Source organism: Streptomyces sp. NRRL F-5135 (assembly GCF_000719775.1).
Lineage (GTDB): Bacteria > Actinomycetota > Actinomycetes > Streptomycetales > Streptomycetaceae > Streptomyces > Streptomyces hebeiensis.
The window spans coordinates 390,156-410,095 of the sequence record NZ_JOHR01000009.1; the positions used below are offsets into that span (position 1 = coordinate 390,156).

The window sequence follows — 19,940 nt, forward strand, 5'->3', positions numbered from 1 at the left end:
CAGCTGGTGAAGCCCTATGAACCAGGTCCCTGTGGGTGGGCGGGAGGAGTCTGCGGCGTCGAGCCGGGGCGGTGAGGCGAGCCGTCGTAGGGCGGATACGGCGGGTTGGTCTGCTGGTGCTGGTAGGGCTGGTGTTGGTAGGGCTGGTGTTGGTAGGGCTGCTGCTGGTACGGGGGGAAGGCCGGAGCCGTCGGCTGTTGCGACGAGAGCGCGGCCCTGCGGCGGGAACGGACTACAGCCACCGCGACAGCTCCGCCGATGAGCAGAGCCGCGCCGACGCCGAGCCCGATCCACAGCCCTGTGCCACCGCCTTCGTCGGAAGCGGCTGCCGCCGCGGGATTCTCCTCGTCGGTGCTGGAATCGCCTGCCGCCTCGGAGGCGTTGGGCGAAGGAGATGCGGAAGCCGCCTCCTTGAGGTCGGGGAGCGGATACTCACCGGCCGGCCCCGGGTCCCCCGGATTAGTCAGTGCGAGGAGGGGACGTACAGCGCCGTAACCGACCTGGTCGCTTCGCCTGTCGCCACCCTTGACGCCGCTGGCGGTGTTGAGCATGACGCGCAGCACCTGATTGTTGGTCCAGTCGGGGTGCTTGGACCAGATGAGGGCGGCGGAGGCGGAAGCGAGGGCGGTGGCGGCACTTGTTCCGCTGCCCTCACAAAGTCCAGTTCCACCTGTGCAGGCATTGGTGATTTCCTCACCGGGGGCCGAAATATCCACCTCTGGACCGTACTGGGACACGCTCATACGAGAGGCTTTTCGATCCAGCCCGCCAACTCCGACCACACCCGGCGTGGACGCCGGATACTGCGGATCGTATCCCAATTCGCCACCATTACCCACGCCAGCAAAAATCAGCTTGTTTTTGTCGTGAGCATACTTCACGGCCTTCGTGAGCTCAGCGGATCCTCCGTTACCGGCCACCGAGATGTTGATGATCTGTGCGTCAGAGTCCGCGGCAAAGCGGATGGCTTCGCTCATACTGCCCGCGAAAGTGTCGCGCGCAGATTTCTCCCGCATCCGCTCCTGGCTGTACTGGATCCGAACGGGAAGAATCTTGGCCTCGGGAGCAAGGCCGTAGGACCCCTGGGCCGGTCCCCGCCCGCCCATTCCCGCGATCAGCGAAGCCATTCCCGTACCGTGATTGTCGATGTCATTGTTCTCATCGCCGGACAGTTCCGAGAAATCCCTTCCTTCGAGGACTTGCCCCTTCAGATCAGGAATCGTGTCATCAACACCCGAGTCGAGCACGGCGACGGTCACCCCGCGCCCTTTGCTGATCTTCCATGCCTCGTCGGCCTGCATGGCGTCCAAATGCCACTGCTGTTCTCGCACTGTCTCGGCATGAGCGGGAGTTGCCGCGATCGCCAGCAACGCCATCCCCAGAGCGGCCGACGCCACGGCCCTTGCAGCTGCCGACCGCTCAGAGTTGATGCGCATTTTCCCCTCAAGCCAATTCATACGAGATCAGTCGACAACAGGCGGCACGATCCGCCGGCTGCCCTGCTGCCAGGTCTCCTCGTCCTCAACCAGGTAGTCGGGACGCTCTCCACTCTGCTCTTCCTCGTCACGGGCGCGTGCCGGCCCACGCCCACCACGAATCAGACCAGAACCACCTGGGGTGAACGCACGCCCCGGGTTCGCCCCCGGCCGCTGGTTCCGCCCACCGACGACGCCGCCAGTCTCCGAAGCCAGCCGCCGCCCGCCGGTGAGACCGCCCTGACTCGCACTGCCTCCGCCCGCTCCGGGCATCCCCGGCGTCATGCCTCGGCCCATAGGCGCACGCCCCTGGGACGTTTCGCCCCCGACAACCGTGCCTCGCGGGATTCCGCCTGCGGGCCTTCCCGAGCTGGGTGGCACTGGACGGCCGCCGACAATGCCGGTTTCCCGGGCCAACGGCGCACGCGAGTTCAGCCCGCCTCCAGGAAGAGCAGGATTTCGGACGGCTCCTGTGACAGGCCGCATGTTGCCGGGAAGACCCGGCACCGGCGGGGCGGATCCCCTGAAAGTAGGTGGAATCAAGCCAGGAGTCGGCACTGTGGTTTCCGGCCGGGCAACCGGCTGGTTGGTGACGGGGGTTGTGGGAGAGTTCGTGGGCGCGTCCGGGAGCGTGGTAATGCCGTCGATCTCCATCGAGACCGGCGTCTGGCTCGGGACGGTCACCCCTCCCACTGCGCGCCCGACGCCGTCGATCCCACCGGGCACAACATAGTCGCTGTCGCTTGAGCCGCCCCCGCCGCCGCCTCTTGCGTAGGCGACCCCACCGACCGAAGAGGTGCCGCCGCTGTACGTCTGTCCAGGCACGGACTTATAGCTCTCCGGCATGACCCAGTCCTGGCCCATGTACATGGCCGGAGGCGGAAACGTCGGCACCGGCTCCTTGTTGACCTGGTTGGCCGACAGCACATACGTCTGCGCCAACTTGCGCAGCTGCCGCGCGGCCTCCGCTCGCGTCGCGTCGATCGACGCCTGCGCGCTCGCCATGTCCGTCCTCGACGTCGTGGCCACCGTCCGCGCGTCAGTGTCCTTCTTCCCGGGCCCCGTGGTGGCCGCGGTGTAGTTCTCCCTCGCGGTCCGCAGGGACTCCTCGGCGTCCTCCGTCTCGGACGCCGGAGGCATGTTCTGATGGGCCTCGGCGATCGCCTGCGTGACCTGGGTCATCCACTTGCTGGCGTTGTGTGTGTAACTGGCCAGGTTGATCGTGGCGTTGGCGGTCTGGTCGCCCCATTCACGGAAGCTCTGACCGGCATCGCCCTCCCACCTCAGGATCGACACACGCGTCTTGAGGTCTTCGCCGATCTCGCTGATCTTCTGGGCCGCCTTCTCCAGCTTCTCGGCGAGCGCCATCGCCGTTTCCTTGCTGGCGGGCGACAGCAGAGCCCGCAGCTCCGCGTGTGTCATCGAGTCGAAAGGTGTTTCTCCGGGCTCTCCGCCGACCTGCTCACCCATGTCTCATCATCCCCCCGTCACTGACCGTCCGGTGACTCGTAGCCACCGCTGTCGCCGCCCCCGTCGGCCCGCTGGGCCCGCGTCTCCGAGTCTTCCTCACCACGCCGGGGCTCGTTCCTGGTCGGATCGCGGTCCCTGTCGTAGTGCTCCGTGATCTCTGCGTTCAGCGTACGCATCCGCCGTCGGATGTCCTCGTCAAGACTGTCGTAGTCCTGTCCCGAAGCGCGCACGGCGAGGTACATGCTCTCTATTTGCAGCCCCAGGACCTTCGAGAGGTTCTCGAGCTCGGTGTGAACCGTGTCGTACGCCGTGTACAGGAAGTCCGCTTCCTGGAATCCCGCGCCTCCGAGCTGGGACCGCTTCAGGCGGTCCTCGCCCACCTTGTCCGGAGCCGCCGGCGACTCCTTGAACTCGGTCAGCAGTTCATCGACCCGCTTCTTGAAGGACTCCAGTTCACCGGCCTCGTAGATGAGGTCCTGAACGGCGCTGACCGCGCCGAGGATCCCTCCCCAGAGTCCGCCCACCCCGTTGTTCTCCGCCACAGCTGCCTCCCCGTTACGCTCATGGCTGCCGAGGCAAGCTTAACGAGCGCCTCCGACACACCACACCCCCAGGCTGGCACGCTCGACGAGGATCGCACCACTACGAATTCGGTACCGCCACCGCCGCCTGCGGACGGATCGGGAGGCGGCTGACCGGGCGGCCCGTCGCGGCGCGGACCGCTGAGGCCACGGCCGCCGGGGAGGCCACCACCGGGGCCGCGCTGGCGGGTTTGGCTCCGAAGGGGGCCACCACGTCGCGTTCCTCGATGAGTTTGACGATGCGGATGTCCGGGGCGTCCAGCGCGGTCGGCAGGGCGTAGCCCGTGAGGTCCGGGCGGCGGATCAGGCCGCGGGTGGTGCGGAGGTTCTCCGTGAGGGCCGTGCCGATGCCCTGGGTGACGCCCGCCTCGATACGGGTCGCGAGCTGGGCAGGGTTCAGGATCCGGCCGACGTCCTGGGCCACGGCCATCTCGACCACGCGCACCGAGCCGAGTTCGATGTCGACGTCGACGACCGCGCGGATCGCGCAGAAGGCGAGGCCCACGAAGGCGTCGCCCTGGCCCGACTCGTCCAGGGGCTCGGTGGGGTGGGGGCGGCACTGGGCCGTCGCCCACAGTTCCTTGCCGTCCATCGCCTCCGTCACCGTCGTGGACAGCACGCCGTCGTACGAGGTGATCTTGCCGTCGGTGATCTGGAGCAGCTCCGTGGACATGCCGAACTTGTGGGCCAGCGGCTGGAGCAGCTGCGTACGGACCATCTTGGCCGCCCGCTCCACCGCCCCGCCCGAGACCCAGGTGTGCCGGCCGTGGGCCGCCGGGCCCGCCGGGGGCTGGTCCGTGTCGACCGGGGCGACGTGGACCTCTTCGATGCCCAGGGTCTCCTGGACGATCTGCCGGGCCAGCGTGGTGAATCCCTGCCCCGTCTCGACGGCCGCGCAGATGACCGTGGCCACGCCGTCGTGCACCTTCACCGTGGCCGTGGAGACCTCGTCCGCGCCCTCGGCGCCGAGCATGTGGACCATGCCGATCCCGTAGCCGACGCCGCGCCGGACAGCGCCCGGTTCGCCCGCGCCCTCCGGGCCGCCGGGCAGCAGCCAGGCCTCTTCCGGGGTGTCCTTGGGCAGCGGCGGCAACGGGTGTTCCCGTACGGCCTGGAGCAGTTCCGCCACCGGCGCCGGGCAGGTCACCGTCTGGCTGGTGGGCAGGATGTCGCCGGTGGCCAGGACGTTGCGGAGCCGCAGTTCGGCCGGGTCGAGGCCCAGCTTGGCGGCCAGTTTGTCCATCTGGCCCTCGTACGCCGCGCACACCTGCATCGCGCCCTCGCCCCGGACATGGCCGGACGGCGGGTTGTTGGTGCGTACGGCCCAGCCCTCGATGAAGGCGTGCGGTACGACGTAGGGGCCGCACGCGAAGGACACCGCCGCCGCGAGCGATTCCGCCGAGTCGTCCGCGTACGCGCCCGCGTCCAGCAGGATCTGGGCCTCGACCTTCACCAGCCGGCCCTCGGTGTCCGCGTGGTGGCGGTAGCGCAGCAGCGTCGGGTGGCGGTGCGCGTGGCCCAGGAAGGACTCCTCCCGGGTCGCGGCCAGCTTGACCGGGCAGCCCGTGCGCATCGCGAGCAGTCCGAGCGGGATCTGGAAGCCGGGGTCCTCCCGGTCGCCCGTCGCACCCGGGACCCCGGTGACGACGATCTTGACCCGCTCGGGGTCCAGCCCGAAGCAGGCGGCGGCCAGGTCGCGGTCGGTGTGCGGGTCGGTGGAGGCGGTGTAGATCTCCACCCCGCCGTCCGGTCTCGGCACCGCGAGCGCGGCCTCGGCGCCGATGGGCGCCGGGTCCTGACGCCCGATGCGGTAGAGGCCCTCGACCACCACCTCGCCGGTGGCAGCCGGGTCGCCGTAGCTCAGCGGGATGTGCCGGATCAGGTTCCCTTCGGGGTGCAGCGGCTCGGCCGCGAACGCCTTCTCCGGGTCCGTCACCGGCTCCAGCACGTCGTACTCGACGGCGATCGCCGCCGCCGCCAGGCGGGCCGTGTCGGGGTGGTCGGCGGCGACCGCCGCGATGGCCTCGCCGTGGTGCCGTACGAGCTCGGCGGCGAACACCGGGCGGTCCGCGATCCGCCGCCCGTACGACGGGTCGCCGGGCACGTCCTCGTGCGTGACGACCGCCCGGACGCCGGGCATGCCCGCCGCCGCCGCCGTGTCGATCGAGACGATCCGGGCGTGCGGGTGCGGGGAGCGCAGGACCGCCGCCCACAGCAGGCCCTCGGCCCACAGGTCGGACGCGTACGGGAACGTGCCCTCGGTCTTCGCGCGCGCGTCGGCCGGGGCCAGGGACGCGCCGAGTCCGTGCGCGGGCGCCTCCTGTTCGGGGCCGGCCGGCGCGGGGGCCTCGGTGGCCACGTCGTTGCTCACGCCATGCCTCCGTCGGGCGAGTGCGGGGGCTGGACGCTGCCGGCCCCTGGGGGTGCCTGGTGCGGGATCCGTGCTTCCTCGGGGGCCGCGGCGGCGGCCTCCGCGCTCGCCGTGCGTTCGGCGACGACTTCGCTCACCGCGTCGAGGACGCCCCGGTAGCCGGAGCAGCGGCACAGGTTGCCGCAGAGTGCCTGACGGGTTTCCAGTTCGCTGGGGGCGTGGTTGCCCTCCAGCAGGTCGTGGACGGTCATGGCCATGCCCGGGATGCAGAAGCCGCACTGCACCGCGCCGCACTTGGCCAGGGCGCGCTGGACGTCGGACGGTTCGCCGTCGACGGCCAGGCCCTCGACCGTACGGACCTCGGAACCGGCGGCCGTGGCGGCGGGTACGAGGCAGGAGGCGACCAGCCGGCCGTCCACCTGGACGTTGCACGCACCGCACTCGCCCTGTGAGCAGCCGTCCTTGGCGCCCGCGAGGCCGAGCCGCTCGCGGAGCACGTACAGCAGCGACTCGCCGATCCAGGCGTCCGTGACGGGCCGGTCGGTGCCGTTGACGCGCAGCACGTACGAGCCGGAGGGGTGTTCCACGCTGTCGCCGCTGGTGGTCAGCGGGGCGGGGTCGAACCCGGCCGCGGCGGCCGGGCCCGCGGTGTCCGGAACGGATGTGTCCGGAGCGGACGCGTCAGGAGCGGGGGCTTCCACCGCGGCGCCGCCCGGAGCAGGCTCTTCCGGCACGGCGGCTCCCGGCGCGGCCGGGTCCTGGCCGGGTGCCGGGGGCGCGGGGACGTCGGCGCCGGCCGTTTCGGACGCGGCCACCTCGGGAGCGGTGCCCGTCACCGCCTCGTGCGGCCCGGCCTCGTGCGGCACCGCCTCGTGGGTCACGGCTTCCCGCGGCGCGTCCTCCTGCGGGCCGTGTGCCGGTTCCGCCTCGGCCGGGGCCCCCGGCCCGTACGCGAACTCCTGCCCAGGCACCGGCGCGGGGCCGGGCCCGTGCCCGTACTCCTGGTCCGGTACGAGACCGGGAAGGGGCACGGAACCGGTCTCCGGCCCCGGGCCGCCGTCCGCTCCCGCGCCCGGTACGTACGGCTGCTGGTCCGCGCCGGTTCCGTACGGGTCCGACCACGGCTCGGCGGTACCCCCGGGAAGCGTGGCCGCGGGGCCGCCGCCCCACTGGGCCGCCAGGACCGAGGTGCTGAACTCCCCCGACTCGTCCGGGAGATCGCCCTGGGCGACCGGGATCGTCCACCGGCCGGTCAGGTCGGAGCCGCCCTCTGTACCGCCAGCGGCCGGCCGGCCGCCGCCGTCCGTACCCGGGTCGCCGGCCAGGCCCGGATCGCCGACCGGGCCCGGCTCGTCGGCCGCGACATTCCACTGACCCGTTCCCTGCGTTCCCTGCGGGCCGTAGCCGCCCATCGCCTGCGGATCCGGCCATTGCGCGCCGCCCTCCCCGGCCGCCGGGGGCTGCTCCACCCAGCCGCCTCCGTAGGACGGCCCGGCCCCGGCCGACGGGTCGACGGCCGACGGGTCCACCGTCGGCGTCGTGATGTGCGGTGGTACGTAGCCGTGTCCGGGGGCGGCCAGCGGCGCGTCGTAGGTGTCCTCCGGAGGCAGCTGGACGAACGCGGTCGCCTCCGCGTCGTACTCGCCGCCGTGCGGGATCGGCTGCCAGCCGCCGTGCCCCTCGGAAATGCCGGGCGTGCCGGGCGTGCCCGGTTCGCCGTGGGGGCCGGGCCCCTGCCCCGGGCCCGAGCCGGAGTTCTCATTGGTGGTCACGACAGCGCCCTCCCCAGTGCTCGTCGGGCCAGCGCGGCGACGGTGCGCCGCAGGTGCAGTACGGCCGGCGACGGTGGGGGGACCTGCGTCCCGTCCGCCGGTGGCGGCGGGTCCGGGATACAGGCGGCCGCGACGTACTCCCCGAACGCGGCGAGGGCCTCCGGCGCCAGTCCCCGCACGCCGTCCCAGTCGATCAGCGAGGCGATCCAGCGCTCCGCGTCCAGCGGGCGCAGGGGCATCGGCGCGATGGCCCCGACCGCGCAGCGCACCCCGCGCCGCGCCGGGTCGAGCACGACGGCGACGGACGCGGTGGCCCGGCCGGGGCCGGTGCGTCCGGTCGCCTTGAGGAAGACCTGCGGGGCGTGCAGCAGCGGTACCCGTACGAAGCCGATCAGTTCGGCGGGGGCCAGCATCTCGCGGCCCGCCAGCAGATGGGAGACGGGGACCTCGCGGCGCGCGCCGCCGGGGCCCGCGACGACGAGGTCGGCCTCCAGGGCGGCCAGGACGGGCAGCGCGTCACCGGTGGGCGCGGCGCTGGCGATGTTGCCGCCGAGCGTGCCCGCGTTACGGATCTGGGGCGGGCCGGCCGCGCGCGCGGACGCGGCGAGCGCGGGGATGAGGGCGGCGAAGTCGGGCCTGCCCATGCGCGCGTGGGTCAGCCCGGCACCGAGTACGGCGTGGCCGTCCTGGTAGTGCCAGCCGCGCAGCTCGCTGATGCGGCCGAGGCCGACGAGTCCGGCGGGCCGCAGGAGGCCCTTGTTGACGGCCGCCATCAGATCGGTGCCGCCCGCGACGGGCACGGCGGCGGGCATCGCGGTGAGCGCCGCCACGGCCTCGTCCAGCGAGGCCGGAAGCGTCACGGAGTGCGCCGTCTGCGGTGCGTGCGTGGTCAACCCAGCTGCCCCTTTCCGGTGTCCCGGTGTCCCGCCTGTGTTGCCGTACCGTACGTGCTCACAGCCCGGACGTGGCAACTCTGGCACATCTTCCGGGCCGTCCGACGCGAGGGTCCGCGAAGGACGCATCCGTCCCCCACCAGGGGGAAGGTCCGCTTTCGTACCCCTTACCCGTCACATACGGAATGCCACACTTCGCCGCCCCTCGTGCGACTTATCCCTACCGATTACCAAGATCGCGGGAGTTCACGCATCCGGGAGCGAACCAGGATTTCGGCCAAGAGCGAACCGGGGCCCCGGCCGGGAGCGTTGAGAGGGAGCCACGGGCGGGAGCCACGGGCCGGAGCCGCGGGCGGGAGCCACTGCCCCGCGCCCCGGGTCAGGACGCACAGGGGCCCCGAACGCGGGCACAGGGCCGGTGCCCGTGGGCGGGGCTCGCGGCCGCGCCCACGGACCGGCCTGCGGAGTGGGGCTCCGGGCCCGACTCACACGTTCGGGGGCGGCCCCTCGATCGGGCGTCCGAGGCCGGCGTCGTTCCCGTCGGGGGCCGGCCTGCGCTGCCACGGCAACGGGCCGCCGGGCGGCCGGTATTCGACCCCGAGTGCGTCGAGGCGCCGGTAGTGCTCGGCCATGCGCTGCTCGAAATCGGCGAAGTCCCGCTCGGCCGGGGCCGGCAGGGCGGACCAGGCGACCTCGGCGAAGGCGGCCAGACGCGGGAAGACCTGGTAGTCGACGCGGGAACGGTCCTGCATCACCTCGGTCCAGACGTTGGCCTGGGCGCCCAGGACGTGTGCCGCCTCCGCCTCGGTGAGCTCCGGGGGCACGGGTTCGAAGCGGTAGACGTCCTCCAGCGTGCGGACGTAACCGATGGGCATCGGCTCGCCGGGGCCGGCCGCCTGCCGGTGGTCCAGGTAAACCTGCTGTTCCGGGCACATGACGACGTCATGTCCCGCCCGTGCGGCGGCGATTCCGCCCGCGTAGCCGCGCCAGGACGAGACGGCGGCGCCCGGCTCCAGGGCACCGGCCTGCGACCCGGTCCCGTCGCCCGGGCCGCCCTCCAGGATCTCGTCCCAGCCGATCAGCCGCCGGCCGCGCGCCGCGAGCCAGCGGTCGAAGTGCCGGACGAACCAGTACTGGAGCTCGTCCTCGCCGGACAGGCCCAGCTCCTGGATCCGGGCCTGGGCGACGGCGGACTCCTTCCACTGGCCCTTCGGGCACTCGTCGCCGCCGATGTGGACGAAAGGGGAAGGGAAGAGTCCGAGGACTTCCTCGAAGACCTCCTCGTAGAACCGAAGGGTGTTGTCAGTGGGGGCGAGTAGGTTTTCGTTGACGCCCCAGGTGTCCCAGACGGTGAGGGAGGACGTGTCGATGACATCACGGTTGCCGAGTTCCGGATACGCGGCGATGGCCGCCTGCGAATGCCCCGGGATCTCGATTTCGGGGACGACGGTGATATGCCGCTCGGCGGCGTACGCGACGATCTCGCGGATGTCGTCCTGGGTGTAGTAACCGCCGTGCGGCTTCTCGTCCCAGAGGTCCGAGGCGCGGTGGCCCCATTTGGTGCGCGGACGCCAGGCGCCGATGCCGGTCAGTCCCGGCCGGCTCTTGATCTCGACGCGCCAGCCCTGGTCGTCCGTGAGGTGGAAATGAAGGACGTTCAGCTTGTGGGCGGCGAGCAGGTCCAGATAGCGCAGGACGCCGTCCTTGGGCATGAAGTGGCGCGCCACGTCGAGCATCATGCCCCGCCAGCCGAAGCGGGGCGCGTCCTCGATGACCCCGGTCGGTACGGACCAGGCGCGTCCGGGGTCGATCGGGGCCACGCGGTAGGCGTCCGGGCCGAGCATCTGGCGGAAGGTCTGCGCCGCCCAGAAGACGCCGGCCGCGCTGCCGCCGGCCATCTGGACCGTGTGGTCGTCGACGGTGAGGCGGTAGCCCTCGACGCCCAGTTCACGGGCGACGTCAGGGCTGATGGACAGCGCGATCAGATTGTCGCCGCCGGCCGCGTCCGGGAAGGAGAGCCCGGTGGCGCCCCCGATGGCGGCGCGGAACCACCGGGCGACGCCTTCCGTTCCGGGGCCCGCCTCGATGGCCGTATCGCCGTCGATCGGGAAGCCGTCCGCGGCGCGCGGCGCCGGCCAGGTGTGCCGGGGGTCGGGAATCAGGTCCATGAGGTCCATCACGTCCGTTCTTGTCCGTTCTCGTCTCTCGTCCTTGACAGGTCTTTCGTGGAGCGCCGCCGGCGTTCTGCGCCGGACCGCCGGTCCGCCGGTCCGCCGGTCTTTCCGGGGCTGTCCCGCCTTCCGGGGCTGTCCCGCCTTCCGGGGCTGTCCCGCCCGTCCGTTCGCGGCGTGCGAGGAGACGGTCAGGGCCCTCAGTCCTTGACGGCGCCGCCCAGCCCGGAGACCAGACGCCGCTGTACGAGCACGAAGAAAACCAGGACCGGAAGGGTCATCACGGTGGACGCGGCCATGATTCCGCCCCAGTCGTTCTCGTCCGGTTTGAAGAAGACCAGCAGCGCCATGGGAAGCGTCGACTGCGAGGTGTCGCTGATGATGAAGGACTTGGCGAAGAGGAAGTCGTTCCACGTAGAGATGAAGGAGAAGACGCTCGTCGCGACGAGTCCCGGAAAGACCAGCGGGAAAAGGATCTGCCACAGGAAGCGCGTCCGGCTCGCCCCGTCGATGGCGGCGGCCTCCTGAAGTGCCTCGGGGACGGCCTTGACGAATCCCCGGAGCATCCAGATGGCGAAGGGCAGCGAGAACGCGAGGTGCGGCAGGACGAGCGAGCCGAGTGTATTGAGCAGCCCGGCGTCCCGCATCAGGAAGAACAGCGGGATCGTCAACGCCTCGACGGGCACCATCTGCGCGATGAGGAACATCACGAGCAGGGTCGTCCGGAATCGGAAGCGGAAGCGGGTGACGGCCGTCGCCGCGAGAAACGCGATCAGGGCGGAGCCGACGACCACCGCGCCCGCCACGAACAGGCTGTTGAGGAAGTAGCGTCCGAATTCCTGCTGTTCGAAGACGCGGCGGAAGGAGTCCAGGGACGGGGAGAGGGTCCAGGGCCGGGCCTCGGCCGACTGGATCTCGCCCTGGGGCTTGAGGGCGGACAGCACCATCCAGTACAGCGGAAAGGCCACGATCACGGCGATGACCAGGGCGGATGCCTCGGCCAGCAGCCGCCGTGGGCGGCGGACACCCAGGCGGGACAGGTTCATGCTCACAGTTCCTCCCCCCGGTGTCGCAGCAGCCGCAGATGGACGAGCGTGATCGAGAGCAGCACCAGCAGCATGACCACGCCGATCGCCGAGCCCAGGCTGTACTGGGAGGAAGCGAATGCCTTCTGGTAGGCGTAGACATTGAGCACGAGATTCTGCCCGGCGATTCCGCCGCCGTTCGTCATGACATAGATCTGAGTGAAGATCTTGAAGTCCCAGATGACCGACTGGATCGTGACGACCAGCAGAATGGGCCGCAGCAGGGGTGCGGTGACCGACCGCCAGGTCCGCCATGGGGACGCGCCGTCGAGCGCTGCGGCCTCGATCACCTCGCCGGGGATCGCCTTGATGCCCGCGTAGACGGTCACCATCACGAACGGGAAGGAACACCAGACGACTTCGAACAGGACGAGCGTGAACGCGCTGTAGCGCCCGTACGTCCAGGAGAAGTCGCCCAGTCCGAGCAGCCGGTTGACGGGGCCGTGGTCCGGGTCGAAGAGGAACACCCAGACGGTGGACCCGGTGATGGCGGGGGTGGCCCAGGCGCCGAGGGCCGCGAGCATCAACGCGAGCCGGGGCACGGCCCGTACGCGCGTCAGCAGCACGGCGAGCGCACAGCCCACGACGAGCGTGGCCACGACGCATGCCGCGGCGAACAGCACGGTCGCCAGCAGGACCTGCCAGAACTGCTCGTCCCGGAAGAGCGCGGCGTAGTTGCCGAAGCCCTGGAAGCTGGTCGGCCGGCCGCCGCTGACCTGCGCCTGGGTGTATTCCAGGAACGAGATCAGGCCGAGTTGGTAGACGGGGTAGACCAGCAGCCCGCCGAGCACGACCAGAGCGGGCGCGAGATAGAGCCATGGCGTCCACCCGCCCCGCCGCACGCTCCCGGCGGCCCCTCGCCGACGGCCAGGTATGCCCCCGGCCGCCCCTCGCCGACGGCCCGGCACGGCGCCGCCGCCCGGTGCGGCCCCGGCGCCCTCCAGGGCTCCCGCACCCGTCACGGCGGCCCTCGTACCCGCCGTCGCGCTCACCGCACTCTCCGCGCCCACCGCCCTCAGCCCGCCGCCGCGAACGCCGCGTCCATCTTCCTCGCCGCGTCGCCCGACGCCGCCGCCACGTCCTTACGGCCGCTCACGATCTCCTGGAACATCGTCGGCAGGACCAGCGACGCGTCGATCTGTGCCCAGCCGGGCGACGCCGGGACGAACCTGGCCCCGGCCTCCAGCGTCTCGACGAACGGCTTGACGTAGGGCTGTTTCCGCGCCGCCTCCGCCCGTACGTCCGTGAACGTCGGCAGGAAGCCCATCGTGTCGAAGAGCTTCGCCTGGGTTTCCTTGCCCGCGAAGGACTTCATCAGCTCCACCGCGAGCGTCCGGTGCGAACTGCTCCTGAGCACACCGATGTTGTTGCCGCCCGCGAAGGCCGGTGCCACCGAGCCCTCGGCGACCCCCGGCAGCGGCACCACCGCGTAGTCGCCCTTCACCGCGCCCGCCTCGACCGCCGCATGGCTGAAGTCCCCGCCGATCGCCATCGCGGCCTTCCCGGAAGCGAACGCCGTGACCGTCGCGTTGCCGCCCATGGAGGCGCACTTCGCGGCCGGGCAGTTGTCGTCGCCGAAGAGCGACGCGTACGCCTCGATGCCCTTGCGGGCGGCCGGACTGTCGACGGCGGCCCGGTACGTGCCCCCGTCGCGCTCGGCGAGGTCGCCGCCGTGCGCCCAGACGAAGGGCAACGCGCCATAGGTGTAGGCGCCACCGACCGCGAGCCCGTACAGCCCGGGCTTCGCCCGGTGGATCTTCTTCGCCGCGGCGACCAGCTCGGCCTGGCTCCTGGGGGCCTTGATGCCGAGTTCCCGGAAGACGTCCGTCCGGTAGTACAGCGCCCGGACGCCGACGAAGAGCGGCGCCCCGTAGACCTTGCCGTCCACCGTGACGGACTGGCGGGCGGTCGCGTCGGTGTCCTTCGTCTCGCTCCAGGCGTCGAACTCGGCGGTGACGTCGGCGAGTCCGCCGTCCCGTACGTAGCCGGCGGTGTCGGTGTTGCCGTACTCGATCAGGTCCGGGGCGCTCCCGGGGTCGTTGAAGGCGGCCTTCACCCGCTGGGCGCGGGTCTCCACGGGGATGTACTCGATGTCGACGTCCGTCCCCGCGTGCTTCTCGCGGAAGGCCGCGACCGCGGCGTCGACGACCTGTTCCTTGGGGCCGTTGCCGACCTCCTGGAAGAGCCAGACGCGCAGCGTCCCGCTCTTGTCGTCCTTCGTCGCGCCGGTGTCGGAGGTCTGGGGCGCACAGGCGGTGGCGGTGAGGCCCGCGAGCAGCAACAGGGCCGCTGCCGGGCCGCCGAGACGGGCAGAGAGCTTGGGCCGAAGCTTCATCCTTGTCCCTACGAGTCGGCGTTGCGCGATACGCAACGGGCGTTCCGTGCTGCACAACTCGCAGGAGATTAAGCGCGGCCGGAGCCTGCCGACAAGTGGTCTCGACCAATCCGTGACCGCCGGACCGGTCACCGCCCATGACAGACGGCCCCCCGGGGCGCACGGGAATCCGCGCGCCCCGAGGGGCCGTCCACCACACGCATACGCGACAACCGCGACATCCACCCCGTCCGCGACGACCGCCGAGCCCGCCGGACCGTCACGGGCGACGCGGAACCGTCACAAGCGACGCGGGCCCGTCACGGGCGACGCGGAACCGTCACAAGCGACGCGGAACCGTCACGGGCGACGTGGCGTCACTTCTTGTCCTTGCCGCCCTTGTCCTTGTCCCCACCGGGGCCCATGGACTCGTAGATCTCCTTGCACATCGGGCAGACCGGGTACTTCTTGGGGTCGCGCCCCGGTACCCAGACCTTCCCGCACAGTGCCACCACGGGAGTGCCGTCGAGGGCACTCGCCATGATCTTGTCCTTCTGGACGTAGTGGGCGAAGCGCTCGTGGTCGCCGTCGCCGTGCGACACCTCCGGTGTCGGCTCCACGAGGGTGCCCGTACCTGCCCCGCGCTCGGGCTCAAGAGTGCTCATAGCTGCCAAGGGTACCTACGCCCGGGCCGTCCCGGCGGCTCCGGGACCCGCGCCCCGGAGCCGCTTCGTCCGAGGCCCGCCCCGACACGCCCCGCGGCCACGAGGACCCCGCGCGCCGGCCGGTCAGTTGAGCGACGGATCGTCCGGGTATGTGGCCACCATGGCCAGTTTTCCGCGCTGCCTGCGCAGCACCGCCCGCCACAGCCCCTCCGGCCGCGGCGACGACACGTCACCCGGCTCCGACTCGACCACGTACCACGCGCCTTCACGCAGCTCGGACTCCAGCTGCCCGGGGCCCCAGCCCGCGTACCCGGCGAAGATCCGCAGCGAGCCCAGGGCCCGCGCGATCAGTTCCGGCGGGGTGTCCAGGTCGACCAGGCCGATCGCGCCGTGCACCCGGCGCCAGCCGAGCGGTCCGTCACCGCCCGGGATGACGGCGAGGCCGAGCGCGGAGTCCAGCGAGACCGGGCCGCCCTGGAAGACCACCCCGGGCTCCCCGGCCAACTCCCCCCAGGGCTCCAGGATCTCGCCGACGCCCACCGGGGTGGGCCGGTTCAGGACCACGCCGAGCGACCCCTCGCCGTCGTGATCGAGCAGAAGGACCACCGCGCGCGCGAAATTGGGGTCGGCGAGAGCGGGGGTCGCGACGAGCAGCCGCCCTGTGAGCGAGGACACCTCGGTCATGCGAGACATGATCCCGCATATTCGTCCGCCGCGGGACACGCCCGCCGCACTCGGCGGGAACGCAGCTCAGCGCGGCCCCGGAACGACGACCGCGCCGGGCCCCCGCCCACCGGACACGTCACCGTGAGCGACCGAGCGGGAACGCTCCGCCGCCGCGCGAGAACCATCACCGTTCCACCCCTCCCGGGCCCTACGGGGCAGGGGCCCCGGCCCCTTACCCTTTTCCTTGGCCACCTGCCCGCCCACTCCGGAACGCGAGATTCATGACCGGCACAGACGATGTAATGCTTGTCCACGGCGGAACCCCGCTGGAGGGCGAGATCCGCGTCCGCGGTGCGAAGAACCTGGTGCCGAAGGCCATGGTCGCCGCGCTCCTCGGCAGCGGCCCCAGCCGGCTGCGCAACGTGCCCGACATCCGTGACGTACGGGTCGTCCGGGGACTGCTCCAGCTGCACGGCGTGACCGTACGCCCCGGTGACGAGCCGGGCGAGCTGGTCCTCGACCCGACGCACGTCGAGAGCGCCAACGTCGCCGACATCGACGCGCACGCGGGCTCGTCGCGCATTCCGATCCTCTTCTGCGGTCCGCTGCTGCACCGGCTCGGCCACGCCTTCATCCCCGGCCTCGGCGGCTGCGACATCGGCGGCCGGCCGATCGACTTCCACTTCGACGTGTTGCGGCAGTTCGGCGCGACGATCGAGAAGCGGGCGGACGGCCAGTACCTGGAAGCCCCGCGCGGGCTGCGCGGCACCAAGATCCGGCTGCCGTACCCGTCCGTCGGCTCGACGGAGCAGGTGCTGCTGACGGCCGTGCTGGCCGACGGTGTCACCGAGTTGTCGAACGCGGCGGTGGAGCCGGAGATCGAGGACCTGATCTGCGTGCTCCAGAAGATGGGCGCGATCATCTCCATGGACACCGACCGGACCATCCGGATCACCGGTGTCGACCGGCTCGACGGCTACACGCACCGGGCCCTGCCGGACCGGCTGGAGGCGGCGTCCTGGGCGTCGGCCGCGCTGGCCACCGAGGGCAACATCTACGTGCGCGCCGCGCAGCAGCGCTCGATGATGACGTTCCTCAACACCTACCGCAAGGTCGGCGGCGCCTTCGAGATCGACGACGAGGGCATCCGCTTCTGGCACCCGGGCGGCTCGCTCAACGCCATCGCGCTGGAGACGGACGTGCACCCCGGCTTCCAGACCGACTGGCAGCAGCCGCTGGTGGTGGCCCTGACGCAGGCGTCCGGCCTGTCCATCGTGCACGAGACGGTGTACGAGTCGAGGCTCGGCTTCACGTCCGCGCTCAACCAGATGGGCGCGCACATCCAGCTCTACCGGGAGTGCCTCGGCGGCTCCGACTGCCGCTTCGGGCAGCGCAACTTCCTGCACTCGGCGGTCGTCTCGGGCCCCACCCGCCTCCAGGGCTCCGATCTGGTCATCCCCGACCTGCGGGGCGGTTTCTCGTACCTGATCGCGGCGCTGGCGGCGCAGGGCACCTCCCGGGTGCACGGAATCGACCTGATCAACCGCGGCTACGAGAACTTCATGGAGAAGCTCGTGGAGCTGGGCGCGAAGGTCGAGCTGCCGGGCGGCACACCGCTGTGACCCTGTAGTGCCGTGGGGCTCCGGCGCGCGCCGGAGCCCCACGGCGTACGTGTACGCGTACGTGCGGGTGACGGTGTACGCGGACGCGCCCCCGGGCGCGACGGACGCGACAGACACGACGGACGCGCGACAGACGCGACGGACACACCGACACCGGCACACACCAAGGGCGGCCACCCGATCCGGGTGGCCGCCCCTGTACGTGGTGTCTTACTTGCCCTTGGCAGCTTCCTTGAGCTTGGAGCCCGCGGAGACCTTCACGCTGTAGCCGGCCGGGATCTGGATGGGGTCGCCGGTCTGCGGGTTACGAGCGGTGCGAGCGGCACGGTGGGTGCGCTCGAAGGTCAGGAAGCCGGGGATGGTGACCTTCTCGTCGCCCTTCGCGACGATCTCGCCGACGGTCTCGGCGAGCGCGGCCAGCACGGCGTCGGCGTCCTTGCGGGTCACCTCGGCGCGGTCGGCCAGGGCGGCCACCAGCTCACTGCGGTTCATGTTGTTACTCCCGTGTTCTTCTTGCCTGTGAGGCGTGAGATCGAAGCCGATGCTGCCAGGGCCCTCGGACAGTCCCCGGACCCGGGTCTGCTGACAGACCCTCGCGCCCGAATACGCATCCTGCCCCCACCAGCGGCGGGAAAGCCAATCCGGCACCCTCCGGGGTCACACGAAAAGCGCCACCGCCTCGTCGTCGTGACGTTCCGTCGCCCCGGTGGGACTCCTCGGAGCCCGGGGTCCCGAGCCCTGAACCCCTTCGGAGGCCCTGAAAACCTCGCCGGACCGGCGGGGGCTCTTGGTTCCCGCCACCCTAAAGGGGGTCGCGGGGCCCCGCGAATCGCGACGCGCCGGGCACAAAAGCCGCGTACGGCACGCCGGCGGGACGCCGTGGCACCGGCCGGGCGGGCCGGGACACGGTGTGAACACACCGCGTCGCGCACCGTCGATCACCTGGACCGGCACACGCGCACCGCGGATGTGTCACACAAGCGACACCTGCCCGCCCCCGCCCACACCACACTCCCGCCTCGCAGGTGGCCGGGCATTGTGGCGGAACACACGCACACCGGGGCCGGGAGTGGGACTCGCCACACTGCGCCGTCCCCGCTCCCGTGACCGGCCTTCATAGCACGTGACCGGCCTCGTGGCCCGTGGGTGGCCCGCCTCGCGGCCGGGGTGGCCCCGCCTCGTGGCCCGTGGCCGCCACCCGGCCCAGGGGCCCAGGGCCGGCCTCCCGGCCCAGGGCAGGCGCCGCAGGGCGACGTCAGCCGTGCGTGCCGGCGTCCGCGACCGTCGCGCCGGCCGCCTTGGCGGCGTCCCGCACCGCGCCCGCCACCGCGCCCGCGACCTTGTCGTTGAAGACCGAGGGAACGATGTAGTTCGGGTTCAGCTCGTCCTCCGTGACGACGTCCGCGAGGGCGGCGGCCGCGGCCAGCATCATCTCCGTGTTGACCGTCCGGGACTGGGCGTCCAGCAGGCCGCGGAAGACGCCGGGGAAGACCAGCACGTTGTTGATCTGGTTGGGGAAGTCGGAGCGGCCGGTGGCCACGACGGCGGCCGTCTCGCGCGCGACGGCCGGGTCGACCTCCGGGTCCGGGTTCGCGAGCGCGAACACGATCGCGCCGTCCGCCATCGCGGCGACGTCGTCGCCGTCGAGCACGTTCGGGGCCGAGACGCCGATGAAGACGTCCGCGCCGACCACGGCCTCCTTCAGGGTGCCGGTGATGCCCTCGGGGTTGGTGTTGTCGGCGATCCAGCGCAGCGCGGACTCCGGGGTGGCGTCGACCAGGTCCGCGCGGCCCGCGTGCACCACTCCGTGGATGTCGGCGACGACGGCGTGCTTGACGCCCGCGGCGATGAGCAGCTTGAGGATGGCCGTACCGGCGGCGCCCGCGCCGGACATGACGACCCGTACGTCCTCGGTGGCCTTGCCCACCACGCGCAGCGCGTTGGTCAGGGCGGCGAGCACCACGATCGCCGTGCCGTGCTGGTCGTCGTGGAAGACCGGGATGTCCAGGGCCTCGCGCAGGCGGGCCTCGATCTCGAAGCAGCGGGGCGCGGAGATGTCCTCCAGGTTGATGCCCGCGAAGCCCGGCGCGATGGCCTTGACGATCTCGACGATGGCGTCGGTGTCCTGGGTGTCCAGGCAGAGCGGCCAGGCGTCGATGCCCGCGAAACGCTTGAAGAGGGCCGCCTTGCCCTCCATGACGGGCAGAGCCGCCTTGGGGCCGATGTTCCCCAGGCCCAGCACGGCGGAACCGTCCGTGACGACCGCGACCGAGTTGCGCTTGATGGTCAGGCGGCGGGCGTCCTCGGGGTTCTGCGCGATCGCCGTGCAGACGCGGGCGACACCCGGCGTGTAGATCATCGAGAGGTCGTCACGGTTGCGGATGGGATGTTTGGACTGCATCTCGATCTTGCCGCCGAGGTGCATCAGGAACGTACGGTCGGAGACCTTGCCGAGGATGACGCCCTCGATGCCGCGCAGCCGCTCCACGATCTCGTCCGCGTGGGCGGTCGAGCTCGCGGCGATCGTGACGTCGATCCGGAGTTTCTCGTGGCCGGAGGCGGTCACGTCGAGGCCGGTGACGGAGCCGCCGGAGGACTCCACGGCCGTGGTCAGCTGCGAGACCGCGGTACCGCTCGCGGGCACCTCCAGCCTGACCGTCATCGAGTACGAGACGCTGGGCGCCGTTGCCATGACCGTGTTCCTCTACTTTCCTCAAGCCTTATTGCCGCCCCGCCCGGTCGACGCCCGGCGGCGCCTACCGATGGTCGCACCTACCGGCGGGTAGCAGGTAAAGGCCAGGGCCTCAGGAAAGTGTTTTCCATCATATGAGATGCCGGCGCGGCGCGGCCGGGGG

General features: G+C 71.4%; 15 protein-coding genes. 1 reads left to right on the forward strand and 14 read right to left on the reverse strand.

Annotated elements, in window-relative coordinates; genetic code table 11:
- Positions 1–14 precede the first annotated feature (14 nt).
- The 12 genes from mycP to IG02_RS0118695 form a co-directional block, all read right to left on the reverse strand.
- Positions 15–1,457 (reverse strand): type VII secretion-associated serine protease mycosin, encoded by a 1,443-nt coding sequence (mycP, locus tag IG02_RS39490; protein ID WP_234314805.1) that lies wholly within the window; start codon positions 1,455–1,457, stop codon positions 15–17.
- 6 nt (positions 1,458–1,463) lie between these two features.
- Complete coding sequence (locus IG02_RS0118645) at positions 1,464–2,945, reverse strand: hypothetical protein (RefSeq protein ID WP_030748906.1); 1,482 nt, start codon at positions 2,943–2,945, stop codon at positions 1,464–1,466.
- Between the two features lie 17 nt (positions 2,946–2,962).
- A complete protein-coding gene (locus IG02_RS36610) occupies positions 2,963–3,487 on the reverse strand; it encodes a hypothetical protein (protein ID WP_199814039.1) in 525 nt (174 codons plus the stop codon).
- Between the two features lie 100 nt (positions 3,488–3,587).
- The gene (locus IG02_RS0118655) at positions 3,588–5,897 is read right to left on the reverse strand and encodes a xanthine dehydrogenase family protein molybdopterin-binding subunit (protein WP_030748912.1); all 2,310 of its coding nucleotides are present in this window, start codon (positions 5,895–5,897) and stop codon (positions 3,588–3,590) included.
- On the reverse strand, positions 5,894–7,669 hold the full coding sequence (locus IG02_RS0118660; RefSeq protein WP_078854589.1) for a 2Fe-2S iron-sulfur cluster-binding protein: 1,776 nt from the start codon (positions 7,667–7,669) through the stop codon (positions 5,894–5,896). The genes IG02_RS0118655 and IG02_RS0118660 overlap by 4 nt, the downstream gene beginning before the upstream one ends.
- Positions 7,666–8,562, reverse strand: a complete 897-nt coding sequence (locus tag IG02_RS0118665) for an FAD binding domain-containing protein (protein ID WP_030748918.1) — start codon at positions 8,560–8,562, stop codon at positions 7,666–7,668. Before IG02_RS0118665 ends, IG02_RS0118660 begins: the two co-directional genes overlap by 4 nt.
- Before the next feature lie 485 nt (positions 8,563–9,047).
- Positions 9,048–10,739, reverse strand: a complete 1,692-nt coding sequence (locus IG02_RS0118670; protein ID WP_030748921.1) for a family 20 glycosylhydrolase — start codon at positions 10,737–10,739, stop codon at positions 9,048–9,050.
- Positions 10,740–10,933: 194 nt separating this feature from the next.
- Entirely contained in the window at positions 10,934–11,779 is an 846-nt protein-coding gene (locus tag IG02_RS0118675) for a carbohydrate ABC transporter permease (RefSeq protein WP_030748924.1), read from the reverse strand.
- A gap of 2 nt (positions 11,780–11,781) precedes the next feature.
- The gene (locus IG02_RS0118680; protein WP_234314815.1) at positions 11,782–12,693 is read right to left on the reverse strand and encodes a carbohydrate ABC transporter permease; all 912 of its coding nucleotides are present in this window, start codon (positions 12,691–12,693) and stop codon (positions 11,782–11,784) included.
- Positions 12,694–12,833: 140 nt separating this feature from the next.
- Positions 12,834–14,153, reverse strand: coding sequence for an extracellular solute-binding protein (locus tag IG02_RS0118685; RefSeq protein ID WP_030748930.1), 1,320 nt, complete (start codon positions 14,151–14,153; stop codon positions 12,834–12,836).
- A 356-nt stretch (positions 14,154–14,509) separates the two neighbouring features.
- A complete protein-coding gene (locus IG02_RS0118690) occupies positions 14,510–14,797 on the reverse strand; it encodes a DUF3039 domain-containing protein (RefSeq protein ID WP_030748932.1) in 288 nt (95 codons plus the stop codon).
- 123 nt (positions 14,798–14,920) lie between these two features.
- On the reverse strand, positions 14,921–15,481 hold the full coding sequence (locus IG02_RS0118695; protein ID WP_030748935.1) for a YqgE/AlgH family protein: 561 nt from the start codon (positions 15,479–15,481) through the stop codon (positions 14,921–14,923).
- Between the two features lie 263 nt (positions 15,482–15,744).
- Between IG02_RS0118695 and murA the strand changes: the two genes are divergently transcribed.
- Positions 15,745–17,085 carry a UDP-N-acetylglucosamine 1-carboxyvinyltransferase gene (gene murA, locus IG02_RS0118700; RefSeq protein ID WP_030748937.1) on the forward strand — a complete coding sequence of 447 codons (1,341 nt, stop codon included), beginning with the start codon at positions 15,745–15,747 and terminating at the stop codon, positions 17,083–17,085.
- 210 nt (positions 17,086–17,295) lie between these two features.
- Here the strand turns inward: murA and IG02_RS0118705 are convergent, their stop codons facing one another.
- Together IG02_RS0118705 and IG02_RS0118710 are read right to left on the reverse strand one after the other, a co-directional pair.
- Complete coding sequence (locus tag IG02_RS0118705) at positions 17,296–17,577, reverse strand: HU family DNA-binding protein (RefSeq protein ID WP_003954777.1); 282 nt, start codon at positions 17,575–17,577, stop codon at positions 17,296–17,298.
- Between the two features lie 763 nt (positions 17,578–18,340).
- Entirely contained in the window at positions 18,341–19,777 is a 1,437-nt protein-coding gene (locus IG02_RS0118710) for an NAD-dependent malic enzyme (protein ID WP_030748941.1), read from the reverse strand.
- Positions 19,778–19,940: the final 163 nt, after the last annotated feature.